The organism is Bacillus sp. 491mf (genome assembly GCF_900112415.1).
In the GTDB taxonomy this organism is placed as follows: Bacteria; Bacillota; Bacilli; order Bacillales; family Bacillaceae_G; genus Bacillus_A.
In genome coordinates this window covers 63,777-83,563 of the sequence record NZ_FOLV01000011.1, presented here as the reverse complement: position 1 = coordinate 83,563, position 19,787 = coordinate 63,777, and the positions used below count along the sequence as shown (strand labels likewise).

Here is a 19,787-nt window from a genome sequence, read left to right as displayed (position 1 = left end):
ATTATAACAAAAATGAGAGTGCCATCGATAAGCACTCTCATTGTTTCACATATACTTCTACAACCGGATTTTCTTTTCGGTCTGCATGAAGGCGAATATTACTTTCTTTCGTATCATATATAGTTGATAATAATAAGATGGTTAGTAGGTTAGGAATTTTGCTATCTGTTCCGTATTTTCGTTCAAGCGCTTCTTTATACTCAAACGCAAGATCTCCCTGTATATACGTATACACTTCAAACCCATCTTTTAAATCACAAACAATACTATCAATAATATCGGATCCAACTTGACGCGTCATTTCTTTTCGCAGTGCGTCTATCAATTCCTCCCATGACATTTCATACGTTTGGAACGTATCTGACCGATTCATTTTTATCTCTCCTTTTTATTTCATCTAACAGGAAATCGGATTTTTCATTTCTAGAAAACACTCATTTCCTATCATTCCCGTTTTCATCGTAATTATGAAGGATTAGACAAACGTACAAGCCGCTCTTGTCCTTTTATCATATCGTAATACTGGAAAGAGAAAGGGGCAAAATTATATGAGTTCTCATAAACATTTCGATACATGTCGGCGTTATTATGGGCGAGTCGTACGTATTGAAGACCATAAAGGCAGGATCCATATTGGAAGAATTGTTGATATAACGGATGAATCAGTTTGGATTGAACCCGTTCATCGTAAGCGATTTGACCACGGGTTTGGCTTTGGCGGTAGCTTCGGCTGTGATTTCTGCGGTGGTTTAGGTAATTGTAACCATTGTGGATTTGATGACTGTAGATCTGGTAGATCTCGTAGATGCGGTAGATGTGGATTTGATGACTGTAGATGTGGATTTGGTGGAGGATTTGGAGGATTTGGTGGATTTGGAGCCGTTGAACTTGGTTTTGGATTCATTTTCGGTATTGCATTAGCCGCTTTATTTTTTATATAAAGAAAGGCCAACATGTCGTTGGCTTTTTCATTTTTGACACATAAAAATTCGGTGCCCTAATCTATGCTTATATTGCTGTATAATATGTTCATGCGCACTCCAGGCATTATACAAATCTTGTGAAATAAAATCCGATATATCCATCTCTAGTTGTTCTACGTGTGAAGATATCGTTTCGGCAATCGTTCCGCCTCCTACCACACGCACTGTAGTAAATTGTGCTTCTTGGAAGAGTGCAATCCATTCGTGCTCTGTTAATAGTTGTTCCATTCCATATAAAGTCATAATCTGCGCTTCCTCATGTATTGATAGATGTTGCTCAGCTACCAATTCAATAACAAGTAGGACCCCGCCGCGTTGTAAGACACGATAACATTCATCGATCGTTTTCCTTTTATTCGTAAAAGCAAGAACAGATTCTCCTAACACAATATGAAACACTTCATCACGAAAAGGTAGTGTCTCTGCACTCCCCTTTATGAGCTCAATATTGACTCCATCTTTATTCCATCTCTTTTTTGCTTTTTCAATCATTGTTTCATTCATTTCAACTGCACTTACAACCGATCCATATTGTTTCACAATATAAGATGCTGTCCTGCCCGTTCCGCATCCAATTTCCAATAACTTTGTATATGGTCCTAGTGAAAGTTGTGTTAATATCTGCTTTGTTAATGTAAACCCTCCTGGATGTGCACTACCAATACCAAATGCTGCAAGGAAATCTAAATAAGAATATTGTTTCATAAGTATCTCCTTCTATCTCATACTTAGCGATGGAATGAAACAAATATCATATTGATGAGAGTTTCGTTTTATTGTAGTACTGCATATGTATTCATCGAGCTTCAAAATGTGCACAGAGAAAAGAGGATACGATATCGCATCCTCTTTTCGAACCATTATTTACCTTCTTTTTCAGTGATATATGCCCATTTGTAGCTGTATTGAGAACCAACATTGTGCTTATAAATGTTGTGTACAGTAGGACGTTGTAAAAATGATTTTCCACTTTGGAACATCGGTACGAGTGCTGCTTCATCATCAAGTAAGATTTTTTCAGCTTTACTCATTTCTTCCCAACGTTTTTTCGGATCTGTTAGCAATTCACCCTGAGATTTCTTAATAATTTCATCATATTTTGCGTTTGAATAGCCCATTTCATTTTGAGGATTTCCTGTTTGGAACATATCTAAGAATGTCATTGGATCCGCATAATCTGGGTTCCATCCTGCGTAAGAGAAATCATAATCTTGCGCTGTTTCTAATTTTAATTTTTGCTTGAACGGCTGAAGTTTCATATTCACTTTTAAACCTGGTAAGTTTTTCTCAAGCTGTTCTTTTAAGTACTCACCAATTTTCTTTGCACTATCCGTATCATAGTTTAAGAACTCAACTGTTACTTCTTCTTTACCCAATTCTTTTTTCGCATCTTCCCAAACTTGTTTCGCTTTCTTTACATCCGTTTTGATGCCTGTAGATTTAAATGTTTCACGGTAATCTTTCCCATCCGGACCAGCAGCAAACTTTTCTGGAATAAGGGCATCTACTGGTTTAGAACCATCATTTAATATGACATTTGTTAATGCTTTTTTATCAAATGCCATCGCAATTGCTTGGCGAACTTTCTTATTCTTAAATACTGTATCTTGGCCATTACGTTTTTGGTTTAAACGTAAGAAGAACGTTGACGGTTCTAACAGCGTGCCAAATTCATCTTTATTTGCCTTATATTTATCAACGTATTCAGCTGTTAAACCAACGCGATCAAGTTGTCCACTTTCATATAAGTTCACACGTGTAGATTGTTCTTTTACAACACTCCAATTGATTTCATCTAACTTAACTGTGGATTTATCCCAGTACTGATCGTTTTTCACTACTTTCCAGCCTTGTTCATGCTTCCATTCTGACATTTTAAATGGTCCATTATACACCATCTTATCAGCTTCTAAACCGTATTTATCTCCATGTTCTTTTACAACTTTTTCATTTAGCGGTAAGAAAGATGTAAATGCTGTTAAGCCTAGGAAATATGGAACCGGATTATCTAATTCTACTTCTAATGTATAATCATCTACCGCTTTTGCACCTAAAGAATCAACTGGTGATTTCCCTTCGTTAATCGCTTTTGCATTTTTTATATCGTATGCAATAAATGCATATTCAGCTGCTGTTTTCGGATCTAGAAGACGTTGCCATGCAAAAACGAAATCTTTTGCTGTTACAGGGTCTCCATTTGACCATTTTGCATCTTTACGTAGTTTAAATGTATACTTTTTACCATCATCGCTCTTTTTATGAGATTCTGCGATCCCTGGAATCGGCTTATTATCTTTATCAAGACGATATAACCCTTCCATCGTATTCCCCAAAATAAGGGAAGAAACTGTATCGGTTGATTTTGAAACATCCATTGAAGGAATTTCATTTGCTTCTACTAAGTTTAACACTTGTTTTGCTGCTAACTTAGCTTCAGTTTTGTTGTCTCCACTTTTCGGCTCTGTACTTGCTTTTTTGTCCCCAGCCCCAGAACATGCTGTTAAAGCCACGCTCATCGCTAACACTGGTGCTACTACAGCTGTGATTTTTTTCATCTTTTTCATTTTGTACCCTCCCTAATTTATATGTACGCTATTAACTATGATAATTTTTCTAATAACTTTATGTTTCTATATAGTTATCAGAAAATTCCTATTAATTAATATTCTACAAATTTTTTATTTTTTGTAAAGTGTTATTATTAAAAAAATTATAAAAATTATTTTAATACATCAATTTTTATAATTATTCTATAAAATAAAGTGAAACTTCGATTTCATGTAACTGCATATGTATTCATCGCTTGTCAAAATGTGCACAGTAAAAAGAGAATACGCTATCGCATCCTCTTTTTAAATGACTATTTACTTTCTTTTTCAGTGATATATGTCCATTTGAAGCTGAGTGGGCTACCAACGTTATGCTTGTATACTTTTTGTACAGTCGGACGTTGTAAAAATGATCCTCCGCTTTGGTACATCGGTACGAGTGCTGCTTCATCCTCAAGTAGGATTTTTTCAGCTTTACTCATTTCTTCCCAACGTTTTTTCTGATCTGTTAACCATTCACCTTGAGATTTCGTAACAATTTCATCATATTTCGCATTTGAATAACTCATTTCATTTTGTGGATTTCCTGTTTTGAACATATCTAAGAATGTCATTGGATCCGCATAATCTGGGTTCCAGCCCGCATAAGTCAGATCATAATCTTGTGCAGTTTCTAATTTTAATTTTTGCTTAAACGGCTGCAGCTTCATATTCACTTTTAAACCTGGTAAGTTTTTCTCAAGCTGTTCTTTTAAGTACTCTCCAACTTTCTTTGCATTATCTGAATCATAGTTTAAAAACTCAATTGTCACTTCTTCTTTGCCCAATTCTTTTTTCGCTTCTTCCCAAACTTGTTTCGCTTTCTTTAAATCCGTTTTGATGCCTGCAGATTTAAATGTTTCTCGGAAATCTTTTCCATCTGGGCCATTAGCTAATTTTTCTGGAATAAGAAAATCGACTGGCTTAGAACCATTATTTAAGATTACATTTGTTAATGCTTTTTTATCAAATGCCATTGCAATTGCTTGACGAACCTTCTTATTCTTAAGCACTGTATCTTGACCGTTACGCTTTTGGTTTAAACGCAAGAAGTACGTTGATGGATCTAACGTTGTTCCAAATTCATCTTTATTCGCTTTATATTTATCCACGTATTCAGCTGTTAAACTAACACGATCAAGTTGGCCGCTTTCATATAAGTTCACACGAGTAGATTGTTCTTTTACAACACTGAAGTTAATTTCCTCTAACTTAACAGTTGCCTTATCCCAGTACTGGTCGTTCTTCACTAATTTCCAGCCTTGTTCATGCTTCCATTCTGACATTTTAAATGGTCCATTGTACACCATCTTATCAGCTTCTAAACCGTATTTATCTCCATGTTCTTTTACAACTTTCTCATTTAACGGCAAGAAAGACGTAAATGCAGTTAAGTTAAGGAAATATGGAACAGGATTATCTAATTCTACTTCTAATGTATAATCATCTACTGCTTTTATCCCTAAAGAATCGACTGGCGATTTACTTTCGTTAATTGCCTTTGCATTTTTTAAATCATACATAATGAATGCATATTCAGCTGCCGTTTTTGGATCTAACAGACGTTTCCATGCAAATACAAAGTCTTTTGCTGTTACAGGATCGCCATTTGACCATTTTGCATCTTTACGTAGTTTAAATGTATACTTTTTACCATCATCACTCTTTTTATGAGATTCTGCAATCCCTGGAATCGGCTTATTTTCTTTATCAAGTCGATACAACCCTTCCATCGTATTCCCTAAGATAAGAGAAGAAGTTGTATCTGTTGATTTAGAAACATCCATAGAAGGAATTTCTGCTGTTTCTGCTAAATTTAATACTTGTTTTTCCGCTAACTTACCTTCTGTCTTTTTGTCTCCATTTTTCGGCTCTGTACTTGCTTTTTTGTCCCCTGCCCCAGAACATGCTGTTAAAGCCACGCTCATCGCTAATACTGGCGCTACTACAGCTGTGATTTTCTTCATCCTTTTCATTTTGTACCCTCCCTAATTTATATGTACGATACTAACTATAAGAAACCTTTTGTTTCTACATACTTATCAGAAAATTCCTACTAATTAATATTTTACTAATTTTCAGAATTTTGTAAAGTCTTATTGTTAAAAATTATTTTAATACAGTACTATTCATAATTATTCTATGAAACAAAGTGAAATCTCCATTTCATGTAACTGCATATGTATTCATCACATAGCAAAATGCGTATAGTAAAAGGAGGATACGATATCGCACCCTCTTTTCTCATAATTATTTACCTTCTTTTTCAGTAATATATGCCCATTTGTAGCTGTATTGGCAACCAACGTTATGCTTGTATATATTGTGTACAGTAGGACGTTGTAAGAATGCTCGTCCCGGTTGATACATCGGTACGAGTGCTACTTCATCCTCAAGTAGGATTTTTTCAGCTTTTGCCATTTCTCCCCAACGTTTTTTCGGATCTGTTAGCAATTCACCCTGAGATTTCTTAATAATTTCATCATAGTTCGCATTTGAATAGCTCATTTCATTTTGCGGATTTCCTGTTTGGAACATATCTAAGAATGTCATTGGATCCGCATAATCTGGGGTCCAGCCCGCATAAGACATATCATAATCTTGCCCTGTTTCTAATTTTAATTTTTGCTTAAACGGTTGCAGTTTAATATTAATCTTTAAACCTGGTAAATTTTTCTCAAGCTGTTCTTTTAAGTATTCACCAATTTTCTTTGCACTATCCGTATCATAGTTTAAGAACTCAATTGTCACCTCTTCTTTACCTAATTCTTTTTTCGCATCTTCCCAAACTTGTTTCGCTTTCTTTAAATCCGTTTTAATGCCAGTAGATTTATATGTTTCATGGTAGTCCTTTCCATCCGGGCCAGCAGTAAACTTTTCTGGAATAAGAGCGTCTACTGGTTTAGATCCATCATTTAATATGACATTTGCTAATGCTTTTTTATCAAATGCCATTGCAATTGCTTGACGAACTTTCTTATTCTTAAGTACTGTATCTTGACCGTTACGTTTTTGATTTAAACGTAAGAAGTACGTTGACGGTTCTAATAGCGTTCCAAATTCATCTTTATTCGCTTTGTATTTATCAACATATTCAGCCGTTAAGCCGACGCGATCTAGTTGACCGCTTTCATATAAGTTCACACGAGTAGATTGTTCTTTTACAACGCTCCAATTGATTTCATCTAACTTAACATTTGCTTTATCCCAATACTGGTCGTTTTTCACTACTTTCCAACCTTGTTCATGCTTCCATTCTGTCATTTTAAATGGTCCATTATACACCATCTTATCAGCTTCTAAGCCGTATTTATCTCCATTTTCTTTTACAACTTTTTCATTTAGCGGTAAGAAAGACGTAAATGCTGTTAAGCCTAGGAAATATGGAACCGGATTATCTAATTCTACCTCTAATGTATAATCATCGACTGCTTTTACACCTAAAGAATCGACTGGCGATTTTCCTTCGTTGATCGCTTTTGCATTTTTCATATCATACATAATGAATGCATATTCAGCTGCCGTTTTTGGATCTAATAGACGTTGCCATGCAAATACAAAGTCTTTTGCTGTTACTGAATCACCATTTGACCATTTTGCATCTTTCCGAAGTTTAAATGTATATTTTTTACCATCATCGCTCTTTTTATAAGATTCTGCGATACCTGGAATTGGTTTATTATCTTTATCAAGACGATATAACCCTTCCATCGTATTCCCTAACATAACAGAAGAAACCGTATCTGTTGATTTAGAAACATCCATTGAAGGAATTTCATTTGCTTCTACTAAGTTTAGCACTTGTTTTGCCGCTAACTTACCTCCTGGTTGTTTTTCTCCAGTTTTTAGTTCAGTACTTGCTTTTTTATCCCCCGCCCCAGAACATGCTGTTAGCGCAACACTCATCGCTAATACTGGTGCTACCACAGCTGTGATTTTTTTTATCTTTTTCATTTTGTACCCTCCCTAATTTTATATTTCTACAAATTTGTCAGAAAATTTCTATTAATTAATATTCTACTGTTTTTTTCTTTTTTGTAAAGTTATATTATTTAAAAATTCAAAAAAACTATTTTATTACAGTAATATTTATTAACATTCTATGAAATAAAGTGAAACTTCCATTTCGCATAACACTGCATATGTATTCATCACCCGTCAAAACGTCCACTGATTAAAGTTTCACTTTATGCCACTATCCCTTGAAGGAGTACAACCATTTATACATAAAAAAAGTGATAGCTTCCTCAAATGCATCGAGAAAGCTATCACTCTTTTATATTATTAGGATTTTCCCACAGACTACTATATTATATCCTCATTTGACTCATTCTTATTTTTTGTTTTCTTTTTCAGTAATGTATGCCCATTTATAACTGAAATCGCCGCCAAAAGTGTGAGAAGCGATGTCATGTACGTACGGACGTACTAAGAAAGAGTTACCACGTTGATATATTGGCGCAATTGCTGCATCTTTAAGTAAGATTTTCTCAGCCTTTCCAAGCTGTTCCCAACGAGTCTTTACATCAGTTAATAGTTCTTTTTTACCTTTTTTCACGATTTCATCATACTCTTTATTTGAATAACTCATTTGGTTATGAGAGTTTGTTGTTTCAAACATATCGATGAATGTCATTGGATCTGGATAATCTGGGCCCCAACCACCGTAAGAGAAATCAAAATCTTGACCTGTTTCTAATTTTAATTTTTGTTTAAATGGTTGATTTTTCAAGTTAACTTTTAAGCCTGGTAAGTTTTTCTCTAATTGTTCTTTTAAGTACTCGCCAATTTTCTTCGCATTGTCAGTATCATAGTTTAACAATTCAAGTGTAACTTCTTCTTTTCCTAATTCTTTCTTCGCTTCTCCCCAAAGCTTTTTCGCTTCTTTTGCATCAAACGCTACGTCTTTAATAGAACCACTGAATGTATCACGGAAATCTTTTTTATCCGGACCAGTTGCAAGCGTTGATGGCACAAGGAAGTCAGCTGGCTTTGAACCGTCATTTAAGATAACGTTCGCTAATGCCTTTTTATCAAATCCTTTTGCAATCGCTTGACGAAGCTTCATGTTTTTCAGCGGTGTATCTTGACCGCCACGTTTTTGGTTTAGGCGCAAGAAAAATGTTGATGGATCTAACTCTGTTTTGAACTCATCTTTGTTTCCTTTATATCTATCAACATATTCTGCTGTTAATCCAACACGGTCAGCTTGGCCACTTTCATATAAGTTAACACGAGTAGATAATTCTTTAACTACGCTAACATTAATTTCCTCTAGCTTTACAGTTTGCTTATCCCAGTATTGATCATTTTTCGTATATTTCCAGCCTTGTTCATGCTTCCATTCTGTCATTTTAAATGGTCCATTGTAAACTAATGTGTCTGCTTCTAAGCTATATTTATCGCCTTTTTCTTTTACAACTTTCTCATTCAACGGATAGAATGAAGCAAATGATGTTAAATTAACAAAATATGGAATTGGATTTTCTAACTCTACCTCTAATGTATAATCATCAATTGCTTTTGCTCCTAATGAGTCAGCCGGTGCTTTTCCTTCATTAATTGTCTTTGCATTTTTCAAATCATACATAATGAATGCATATTCAGCTGCCGTTTTTGGATCTAACAGACGTTGCCATGCAAAAACGAAATCTTTTGCTGTTACAGGGTCTCCGTTTGACCATTTTGCATCTTTACGTAGTTTAAATGTATATTTTTTACCATCATCGCTCTTTTTATGAGATTCTGCCACACCTGGAATTGGCTTATTATCTTTATCAAGGCGGTATAAACCTTCCATTACGTTGTTCAATACGATAAACGAAACTTGATCTGTTGCTTTAGAAGAATCCATTGAAGGAATTTCTTGTGTTTCTAATAAATTCAATACTTGCTTGTCTGCTAACTTACCTTCTGTTTGTTTGTCTCCATTTTTCGGCTCTGTACTTGCTTTTTTGTCCCCTGCCCCAGAACATGCTGTTAGCGCCACACTCATCGCTAATACTGGTGCTACTACAGCTGTGATTTTTTTCATCTTTTTTTTCATTTTTTACCCTCCCTAATTATTATGTGTGATACTAACTTTGAGGTATTTTTGACAACTTTATATTTCTGTATAGTTGCCAGAAAATTTCTTCTAATTAACATTCTACTATTTTTCTCTATTTTGTAAAGTTTTATTATTAAAAAAAATCAAAAAATTATTTTTTTACAGTAATATTTATAATTATTTCATGAAATATAGTGAACCTTCCATTTCATGTTGCATATGTATTCATCACACCTCAAAATGTGCACTGAGAAAAGAGGATGCGATATCGCATCCTCTTTTCTCATGATTATTTACCTTCTTTTTCAGTGATATATGTCCATTTATAACTGAAATCGCCGCCAACATTATGCTTGTAAATATTGTGTACAGTTGGGCGTTGTACGAAGGAAGCGCCACGTTGGTAAATTGGGGCAATTGCAGCCTCATCAAGCAATATCTTCTCTGCCTTTGCAAGTTGTTCCCAACGAGTTTTCGGTTGAGTTAATAAGTCTGTTTTTCCTTTTTTAACAATCCCATCATACTCTTTATTTGAATAACTCATTTCATTATGAGAGTTTGTTGTTTCAAACATATCGATAAATGTCATTGGATCTGCATAGTCAGGACCCCAACCACCAAAAGAAATATCATAGTCTTGTGCGGTTTCTAATTTTAATTTTTGTTTAAAAGGTTGATTTTTTAAGTTAATTTTCAAACCTGGTAAGTTTTTCTCTAACTGCTCTTTTAAGTACTCACCAAGTTTTTTCGAATTGTCGTCATCAAAGTTTAATAATTCTAGCGTAAGTTCATCCTTTCCTAATTCTTTTTTCGCTTCATCCCAAAGTTTTTTTGCTTCTTTCGCATCAAATGTTACGGATTTTATATCACCGTTCTCTTTACGGAAGTCTTTCTCATCTGGACCTTTTACAAAGTCAGATGGTACAAGGGAATTTGCTGGTATAGAACCGTTATTTAAAATTACATTTGCCAATGCCTTCTTATCAAACCCTTTTGCAATCGCTTGACGAATCTTTTTATTTTTTAAAGGTGTATCTTGTTCTTTCATTCGTTTTTGATTTAATCGTAGAAAGAAAGTAGATGCCTCTACATAAGATCCAAATTCATCTTTTCTCGATTTAAATTTATCTACATATTCAGCACTTAAACCTACGCGATCAATCTCACCGCTTTCGTATAAGTTAACACGGGTTGATAATTCTTTTACAACGCTGAAGTTAATTTCTTCTAACTTAACTGTTTTCTTATCCCAATATTGATCATTTTTCTTCAGCTTCCAGCCTTGTTCATGCTTCCATTCTGTCATAGCGAATGGACCGTTGTACACTAACGTGTCTGCTTCTAAACCGTATTTACCACCTTTTTCTTTTACAAATTTTTCATTTAACGGATAGAAAGAGCCAAATGTTGTTAATTGAATGAAATACGGAACAGGATTGTCTAACTCGACTTCTAATGTATTGTCATCAACAGCTTTTACACCTAAAGAATCAGCTGGTTGTTTCCCTTCGTTTATTGCTTGAGCATTTTTCAAATCATACATAATGAATGCATATTCAGCTGCCGTTTTTGGATCTAATAGACGTTGCCATGCAAAAACGAAATCTTTTGCTGTTACAGGGTCTCCATTTGACCATTTTGCATCTTTACGTAGTTTAAATGTATATTTTTTACCATCATCGCTCTTTTTATATGATTCTGCCACACCTGGAGTTGGTTTTTGGTCTTTATCAAGACGATATAACCCTTCCATTACGTTATTTAAAGCAAGGAAAGACACTGCGTCAGTCGCTTTAGAAGAGTCCATAGTTGGAATCTCTTGTGTTTCTACTAAACTTAACACTTGTTTTGCTGCCAGCTTACCCTCTGTTTGTTTTTTTTCATTTTTTGGCTCTGTACTTCCTCTTTTGTCCCCCGACCCAGAACATGCTGTTAGTGCCACACTCACCGCTAATACTGGTGCTACTACAGCTGTGATTTTTTTTATCTTTTTCATTTTTTATCCCCCTAATTTTTATGTACGCTACTAACTAGTAGGAAATTTTCTGATAGCTTTATATTCCTGTTAAATTATCAGAAAATTTATATTAATTAACATTCTACTATTTTATTTCCTTTTGTAAAGTATTATTATCTGAAAAGTCAAAAAATATTTTATTACAGTAATTAATCATTCTATGAAATCCCCCAAGAAAAAGCCCCCTCACTATATGAATGCTATAATTCTTTTATTTATTACTACTTTGTTAAACTCGTATAAAACAATCATTTGGATGATATTAAATTCTTTTGCATTTAAAAACCCGGCAAATGCCGGGTTTTTCCATTATTTACTTACCTCTCCTTTTTGCTTCCCTGGATATTTCGCACCTTCATACTTATAAATGTAAACTTTAGCAAATTTGTTATCACCTTTCTCATCGAAAGCAACTTTCGTAATAACACCATCATATTCTTTTATAGCCCGAACCGCATCGCGTACTTGTTCACGTGTTGGATACTTGCCATCATTTTTCTTAATAGCATCTTTAATTCCTTGTAAAATTACGCCAGCTGAATCATATCCATATGCAGAGTATGCTTCCACATCTTTTTTGAATTTCTCTTTATATTCTGTTACAAATGTTTTCCCTTTCTCTGTTGCTGTTGGTGCTGTCGCTACTGTTGTATAATACGTATCTTTTAATCCGTCTTTTGCAACTTCTGCCATTGTTGGAGAGTCAATACCGTCACCGCCCATAATTGGCGCTGTAACTCCTTTTTCACGTGCTTGTTTTACTAAAACAGATCCTTCTGAATACATACCACCAAAATACACAATGTCTGGCTTTTTCGCGACAACTTGGTTCAACACACCACTAAAATCTTTCTCACCTACCGTTATCCCTTCATAGCCGACAATCTTTGCACCTAGCTTTTCTGCTTCTTTTTTAAATGCATCGGCTAACCCTGTACCGTACGCCGTTTTATCTTGAATTACAAAAATATTCTTTGCTTTTACTGTTTCAAGTGCAAATTTCGCCGCTGCTGGACCTTGGAAATCATCTCTTGCAACAAGGCGTGCAACAGTCTTTAATCCACGCTCTGTTAAGTCAACTGCCGTACTTGATGGCGATACCATAACAAGATTTGCCTTCTCATATGTTTCAGAAGCTGCAATAGATACACCTGACATTAAATGTCCGACAACGCCTAATACTTCTTTATCAGCTGCGACAGACTGAGCATTGGCAACCCCTTTTTTCGAGTCACCTTGATCATCTTGCGGCACAAATTGCAATTCAAAACCTAGTTTTTTAAACTCAGCTTTTTGTTTATCTACTGCAAGCTGCGTTCCAAGCTTAATGGATTCTCCAAACGCAGCTGACCCACCAGAAAGAGGAGATTCTGAAGCAATTTTAATTACTTTACTTGTCTTTTCTTCATTTTTCGTAGTAGCTGAATTATCATTTCCTTTACTCGTACACCCTGCCAGCATTCCCGCTAATAAAACACTTGATAACAAATACGATATCTTTTTCTTCACAGTACTCCCCCTAATATTTCATAATATTTTTAATATTTAAAATACTAATCTATACATAAAGGGTGTACAATAAAAATCGTTAGTGTTTTCTCGTATAATTCCGACATGATTTGCTAACACACAAAAAGAGTCAGTACATACACTGACTCTACCATTTCACTTTAATTCCTTGCTGATTACTTTGTAAACAAGCTGTAATAACACGAATGACATTTAGAGCTTCCTCAGCAGTAACAGGTGGCATTTCTTGTTTCATTATCGCATCTCGCACACCTTTATAATAGGTCTCATAACACCCTATTTCTGTTGGAATGCGAATTTCTTGTTCCTCTGTAGAAAGAACAGTATACATATGTATAGCATCTACTCCATAGTCCACGTCACCAGGTTTCATTCCTACCTTTAGTTGCCCTTCTTGGGAATCCATTCCATATTTTACAATCGAGCCTTTTTCGCCGTGAATGCTAAAATGAGGACCTGCATATTTAACATGACTACTGCTATGAAGGATAACACGCATTTCTTCATAATGAAGAATAATATGAAAATAATCATCTATTTGCGATCCAGGACGCTGATTGATAACATCTGCATAAACTGCTCTCGGCATTCCAAATAGATGTAATGCTTGATCAATGAGATGTGAACCTAAATCAAACAAAATTCCTGATCCTGGCAAATCATGTTCCCGCCAACGATCGCGAACATTCGGACGAAATCTATCAAAATGAGCTTCATATGTATAAACTTTACCAATTGTATCATCTTGTAATAGTTTTTGAACCGTTCTGAAATCGTTATCCAAGCGGCGGTTATGATAGACACTTAACACAACGTCATGCCGCTTTGCCAGCTTTATCAATTCTTCTCCTTCTTCAACAGATACGACAAAAGGCTTTTCAACGACAACATGTTTACCGCAGAGAATTGCTTTTTTTGCATATTCAAAGTGCGTTGTGTTAGGAGATGTAATGATAATAAGATCAATGTTCTCTTGCATAACAAGCTCGTCAATTGTTGTCACAACTTCAACATGTGGTAATGATGCTTTTACTTTCTCTTCTTGTGAAGAAACAATCGCACGAATTTCGTAGTCTTCGATTGTTTGTAGCAGCGGAATATGGAAGGTTGTACTAGAAAAACCATAACCTACAATACCAACACCTATTTTGTTCATAAAACCCCTCCAAATTATGTATGGAATATAATGAAATTTTATTATATCAACTTATCTTTTTTCTACATAATGTTTTGCTTTTTATAATGGTAATATATAAGCACAAATTTAAAAATCGACATAAAAAACCTCTTTCTTTTTAGACGGGCCAGAGCATCTGCCATGCCTTGGAAGAAGAGCTAGACAAAGATGTCGAAACATTATAATGAATTTATATAGATTAACATACAAAAAAGCTGCCCTACTTAGGACAGCCCTCATCCTATGCTAAATACGCTTCTTTCACAAATTCATTATGCATCAATGATTTTCCTTCTCCTACCATTTTAATTTCTCCGGTCTGAATCACATATCCCCGATGCGCAATTTGCAACGCTTGAAACGCATTTTGTTCAACAAGTAGAATTGTCATTCCTTCTTTATTGAGCTCTGAAATAATTTCAAAGATTTGCTCAACAATAATTGGCGCCAGTCCCATTGAAGGTTCATCTAGCATAAGTAAATGAGGCCCACTCATTAGCGCACGTCCAATTGCAAGCATTTGCTGTTCACCACCACTCATCGTGCCGCCCTTTTGCTCTAGCCGCTCTTTCAGCTTTGGAAAATAGTGAAAAGTACGCTCCATCCGTTCATTCACTATTCTTTTATCCTTTACTGAAAATGCTCCCATCTCCAAATTTTCTTTGACGGTGAGGCGTGAAAAAATACGTCTTCCCTCTGGTACATGAGCAATTCCGGATAAAGCTGTTACGTGCGGAGATTGTTTCGTAATTTGTTTCCCCTCAAACGAAATTTCTCCTGACTTCGGTATAACAAGGCCACTAATCGTCTTTAATGTCGTTGATTTCCCTGCCCCGTTACATCCAATAAGCGTAACAATTTCACCTTTTCCTACAGAAATATTAATGCCTTTTAACGCGTGAATGCCACCATAATACGCATTTATATTTGTAAGCTCTAGCAAATTACTCCCCTCCCTTTTATTCCGCATTACTTCTCTAACACTGCGCTTTTTCCTAAATACGCTTCGATAACTTTTGGATTGCTTCGAATATCTTCTGGTCTTCCTTCTGCAATTTTTTCCCCGTGATCTAATACAATGATATGCTCAGAAATCTCCATGACAAGTTTCATATCATGTTCAATCAATACAATTGTTATATCTAGCTCTTCACGCATACGATAAATAAGAGCTGTTAATTCCTTTGTTTCTTTTGGATTCATTCCGGCTGCTGGCTCATCGAGTAGCAATACTTGCGGTTTCGCTGCAAGCGCCCTTGCAATTTCAAGGCGCCGCTGTGCCCCGTACGGTAAATTTTGCGCTTCCTCATTTAACAAGTGAGCTAATCCAACATAATCTAGAAGCTCATATGCTTTTTGCTGCGCTCGTTCTTCTTCTCTCTTTACTCCTGGCAAATGTAACAGAATCCCAAAAAGATTACTTTTCAAATGATTGTGTAGTCCAACCATTACATTTTCAAGCACCGTCATATTGTTAAAAAGACGAATATTTTGAAACGTACGAGCAATACCATGTTTTGAAATATCATGCGGTTTCAAACCAGCTATCTTCTCTTCTCCAAGTAGAATGTCACCTTCATCTGGTTTATACACGCCTGTTACCATATTAAAGAACGTCGTTTTCCCTGCTCCATTCGGTCCAATTACAGCTGTAATGGATCCTTTTTTCACTTTCATATCAACACTTTTTACTGCAACGAGCCCACCAAAACGTTTTGTAATATTTCGCACTGTTAAAATCGTCATATTCTCACCCCTAGGCTCCAAATACATTATCTTTTTGTGTTTTCGATTCGACTTGTTTTATCCTATCTATTTTCAATTGCTCTTCGTTAAATTTCCGATTTTTCGCAGGTATAAGTCCTTGCGGTCGATACAAAGCAAATAAAATTAAGATTCCACCAAAGATGAAACGTTGCATTTTAGCTGGAGATAGTGCATCCGGAATTGTAACCGCTCCACTTAAGTTTAATTGGTTTAGCCAGTTTGTTAATTCAGTAAGTACTTGTAAATTTAAAATTGTCATAACAGCTGCTCCTAAAATAACACCAGGTACACTCCCCATACCACCAAGCAATACCATAACAAGAATGGTAATCGACTCTAGTAATGTAAAACTTGTTGGATCGACAAAAGTTTGTTTCGCAGCAAAAACAACACCCATCATTCCTGAAAATGATGCACCGATTGCGAATGCTAACAACTTTGTTTTCACAAGTGGAATTCCCATCGCTTGAGCGGCAATTTCATTTTCACGAACCGCCTTCCAAGAACGGCCTACTCTCGAGAACTCTAGCCGTTTTACAATAAAAATTACGAGTAATAAAATACCGAGTACAATGTAGTACACTTGACTTGATTGTAAAAATGTAAACCCAAATAAGGAAGGTGGTTTTACGGAAGATAAGCCCATTGCACCGTTTGTAATATTAACCGGTTTATCTAAATTATTAAAGATAATCCGGATAATCTCCCCAAACCCAAGTGTCACAATCGCTAAGTAATCACCTTTCACACGTAAAACCGGGATACCAAGTAAGACTCCAAATACTGCTGCAATAAAACCGCCTAGCAAAATGAAAATCCAAAAACTTTCTCCTGACAGTGGATATTGACCAAATGGCATAAAGTTATTTGCTTGAGCTGTCGCAAAAATACCGTATGTGTAGGCTCCTATTGCAAAAAAAGCAACAAATCCTAAATCTAGTAATCCCGCAAAGCCAACAACAATATTTAACCCGAGCGCCATTGCAATATAAATTCCAACTAATGTTGCCACTTCCATATAAGATTGATAAGCAGGACCGCCACTTGCTGTAAATGGAAGCAATATTACTAATACAAATAGCCCTATTAACCATTTCCATTTACTATGAAAATTTGTAAAATACAATAATAAAAGAGACAATAGTAGTAGTAGAAATGCTGTTACTGACTTTTGGGCAAAATATAAACTTGCAGCAGTAATCCCTATATAAAGGACTAATAGTATAAGTTGCATCTTCGTATTTTCCCTTATCGTTTCGAACCAGTTTTTCATGATCATCACCTACACTTTCTCGGCAACTGCTTTGCCGAAAATTCCTTCTGGTTTAAAAATCAATACGAGAATAAGAATTCCAAACGCAAATACATCTTTATATTCAGCTCCCAATATTCCAGAAGATATAATGGATAAATTTGCAGCCGCAAACATTTCTAGCAGTCCAAGCAATATACCGCCTACCATTGCACCTCGAATATTACCAATGCCCCCTAATACAGCTGCCGTAAAAGCTTTTAGGCCTAAAATAAAGCCAATGTACGGATCTATTGTTCCATATTGGACAGCAAACAGGACACCTGTTGCTCCGCCGAGTGCGGAACCGATAAAAAACGTAAGAGAAATTACTTTATTCACATTTACCGACATTAATGAAGCAGTTTCACGATCTTGCGCAACAGCACGCATCGCCATTCCCCACTTTGTTTTATTGACGAAAAAGTCTAAAGAGAGCATCATTATAACCGCAAGTACGAGGAGAATAAGTGAAGAGCTTTTAAGCTTGGCGTTATTAAAAATAGACAGAATTGCTGAAGCCTGTAGTGTAATTTGATCATTAAATAAAGTGGGACCTGTTATAATGTAATTTCCTTTTTTTAATTCAGCGATAAAGCGAACGATATCTTGCAGTAGAAAAGATACACCAATTGCTGTGATTAACGTAATAAGTTTCGGTGCTTTTCGAAGCGGTCGATACGCAACCCTTTCTATCCCCATCCCAAGAAAACCCGTGATAAGAGATGTTGCAACTAAAACAAGTAACAACGCTAGCAAAGCTGGCATAACCGTCATTAGGCCAAACCCCATAAAGATAAGGAAAATTGTTGTGCCAATAAAAGCACCCGTCATAAAAATTTCTCCATGAGCAAAATTGATAAGTTCTAATATCCCATATACCATCGTATATCCTAACGCAATAACTGCGTACACTGCACCAAGTGTTAATCCGTCAATTAGCACTTGAGGAAGTGTATGCATTATTTCTCCAAACATTAAAATTCCTCCCTTTTATTTTTCTCTAAAAAAGGTACGGAACATAAGTACCGTACCCATATCACTTTACTTCTTCTCTACTTCTCCTTCTTGTCTTCCTGGATATTTTTGCTCTGCAAATTTATAAATATATACTTTTGCAAACTTATTATCACCTTTGCTATCAAACCCTACTTTTGTTACCGCTCCTTCAAAATTATTTGTTTTTCGAACAACATCGCGTACTTGTTCCCTTGTTGGCATTTTATTGTTATTTGTTTTAATCGCATCTTTCATCCCTTGCAATAGTACACCCGCAGCATCATACCCATAAGCTGAATATCCTTCTACCTCTTTATTAAATTTACTCTTATAATTATCTGCAAATTTCTTTCCTTTTTCCGTTGTTTTCGGATCAGCAGCGATAGACGTGTAATATGTGTTTTCAATAGAGGTACCCGCAATTTCTACCATCGTTGCTGAATCCATACCATCACCGCCCATAAACGGAATCGTAAGACCTTTTTCACGCGCTTGCTTCACTAACAGTCCACCTTCTGCATATAGACCACCAAAGAAAATTAAATCTGGTTTTTTTGCGAGTACTTTATTTAATACACCGTTAAAATCTTTTTCTCCGACCGTAATGGATTCATAACCTGCAATCGTTCCACCTAATTTTTCAACTTCTGTTTTAAACGCTTTTGCTAAACCTGTTCCATAAGCTGTTTTATCATCAATAATAAAAACGCTCTTCGCCTTCAGTGTTTGTAGCGCAAACGCCGCCCCAGCAGGACCTTGAAAATCATCTCTTGTACATATACGATTTACTGCTTTCAAATTACGATCCGTTACTTCAACAGCAGTATTTGTAGGCGATACCATAACAACATTGTTTTTCTCATACACTTCAGACGATGGAATTGCAACGCCTGAATTCATATGTCCAACGACACCGAGTATTTCTTTATCAGCACCAATAATTTGTGCGTTCGCAACACCTTTTTTCGGATCAGCTTGATCATCATATGGCACAAGCTGTAGTTCATAACCTAACTTTTTAAACTCTTCTTTTTGTTCTTCTATTTTCAATTGTGCACCAAGTTTAATTGCTTCTCCCTGCGTTGCAGACCCACCAGAGAGCGGTGATTGCGTCGCAATTTTTATGACCTTTCCATTCCCAGATCCCGTACTTGTTGTATCAGTATTACCATTTGTTTTATTGCCGCATCCTGTCAATAAACCAAACATACATACCGCCGAAAGAACCAAAGCAAAGTTCTTCTTTTTTATCATCATATACCCCCGTCATTTTTTCTGAAGATTTAAAATATTTAGTTAAATAATAATAGAAGTGTCTAATTTGTACAACACCATTCCTCAGACAAATTCAGACAAAAAAACCCGACTCCTATAGAGAATCGGGGT

Annotated in this window: 15 protein-coding genes; 1 reads left to right on the top strand and 14 read right to left on the bottom strand. The window is 35.8% G+C overall.

Annotation, left to right across the window (positions count from 1 at the left end):
- Positions 1-37 precede the first annotated feature (37 nt).
- Positions 38-373, bottom strand: coding sequence for a hypothetical protein (locus tag BM211_RS12850; RefSeq protein WP_035430937.1), 336 nt, complete (start codon positions 371-373; stop codon positions 38-40).
- Positions 374-548: 175 nt separating this feature from the next.
- On the opposite strand from BM211_RS12850, the gene BM211_RS12845 reads away from it, so the two are divergent.
- Positions 549-941 (top strand): hypothetical protein, encoded by a 393-nt coding sequence (locus BM211_RS12845; RefSeq protein ID WP_090997844.1) that lies wholly within the window; start codon positions 549-551, stop codon positions 939-941.
- Between the two features lie 27 nt (positions 942-968).
- Here the strand turns inward: BM211_RS12845 and BM211_RS12840 are convergent, their stop codons facing one another.
- The 13 genes from BM211_RS12840 to BM211_RS12780 form a co-directional block, all read right to left on the bottom strand.
- Complete coding sequence (locus BM211_RS12840) at positions 969-1,688, bottom strand: class I SAM-dependent methyltransferase (RefSeq protein WP_090997841.1); 720 nt, start codon at positions 1,686-1,688, stop codon at positions 969-971.
- Between the two features lie 155 nt (positions 1,689-1,843).
- Complete coding sequence (locus BM211_RS12835; RefSeq protein ID WP_035430946.1) at positions 1,844-3,547, bottom strand: peptide ABC transporter substrate-binding protein; 1,704 nt, start codon at positions 3,545-3,547, stop codon at positions 1,844-1,846.
- Positions 3,548-3,843: 296 nt separating this feature from the next.
- A complete protein-coding gene (locus BM211_RS12830; RefSeq protein ID WP_035430949.1) occupies positions 3,844-5,547 on the bottom strand; it encodes a peptide ABC transporter substrate-binding protein in 1,704 nt (567 codons plus the stop codon).
- A gap of 274 nt (positions 5,548-5,821) precedes the next feature.
- A complete protein-coding gene (locus BM211_RS12825) occupies positions 5,822-7,525 on the bottom strand; it encodes a peptide ABC transporter substrate-binding protein (RefSeq protein WP_090997838.1) in 1,704 nt (567 codons plus the stop codon).
- A gap of 379 nt (positions 7,526-7,904) precedes the next feature.
- Complete coding sequence (locus BM211_RS12820; RefSeq protein ID WP_035430954.1) at positions 7,905-9,617, bottom strand: peptide ABC transporter substrate-binding protein; 1,713 nt, start codon at positions 9,615-9,617, stop codon at positions 7,905-7,907.
- A 292-nt stretch (positions 9,618-9,909) separates the two neighbouring features.
- On the bottom strand, positions 9,910-11,616 hold the full coding sequence (locus BM211_RS12815) for a peptide ABC transporter substrate-binding protein (RefSeq protein WP_035430957.1): 1,707 nt from the start codon (positions 11,614-11,616) through the stop codon (positions 9,910-9,912).
- Positions 11,617-11,946: 330 nt separating this feature from the next.
- Positions 11,947-13,098, bottom strand: a complete 1,152-nt coding sequence (locus BM211_RS12810; protein WP_051957239.1) for a branched-chain amino acid ABC transporter substrate-binding protein — start codon at positions 13,096-13,098, stop codon at positions 11,947-11,949.
- A gap of 196 nt (positions 13,099-13,294) precedes the next feature.
- Positions 13,295-14,323, bottom strand: a complete 1,029-nt coding sequence (locus tag BM211_RS12805) for an oxidoreductase (protein ID WP_090997835.1) — start codon at positions 14,321-14,323, stop codon at positions 13,295-13,297.
- A 262-nt stretch (positions 14,324-14,585) separates the two neighbouring features.
- On the bottom strand, positions 14,586-15,314 hold the full coding sequence (locus tag BM211_RS12800; RefSeq protein ID WP_035430965.1) for an ABC transporter ATP-binding protein: 729 nt from the start codon (positions 15,312-15,314) through the stop codon (positions 14,586-14,588).
- Positions 15,314-16,090 carry an ABC transporter ATP-binding protein gene (locus BM211_RS12795; protein WP_090997832.1) on the bottom strand — a complete coding sequence of 259 codons (777 nt, stop codon included), beginning with the start codon at positions 16,088-16,090 and terminating at the stop codon, positions 15,314-15,316. Before BM211_RS12795 ends, BM211_RS12800 begins: the two co-directional genes overlap by 1 nt.
- A 10-nt stretch (positions 16,091-16,100) precedes the next feature.
- Positions 16,101-17,384: a branched-chain amino acid ABC transporter permease gene (locus tag BM211_RS12790; protein ID WP_035430970.1), complete on the bottom strand. Its 1,284-nt coding sequence runs from the start codon at positions 17,382-17,384 to the stop codon at positions 16,101-16,103.
- Between the two features lie 9 nt (positions 17,385-17,393).
- Positions 17,394-18,380, bottom strand: coding sequence for a branched-chain amino acid ABC transporter permease (locus BM211_RS12785; protein WP_090997829.1), 987 nt, complete (start codon positions 18,378-18,380; stop codon positions 17,394-17,396).
- Positions 18,381-18,446: 66 nt separating this feature from the next.
- Positions 18,447-19,655 carry a branched-chain amino acid ABC transporter substrate-binding protein gene (locus BM211_RS12780; protein ID WP_035430975.1) on the bottom strand — a complete coding sequence of 403 codons (1,209 nt, stop codon included), beginning with the start codon at positions 19,653-19,655 and terminating at the stop codon, positions 18,447-18,449.
- Positions 19,656-19,787 lie beyond the last annotated feature (132 nt).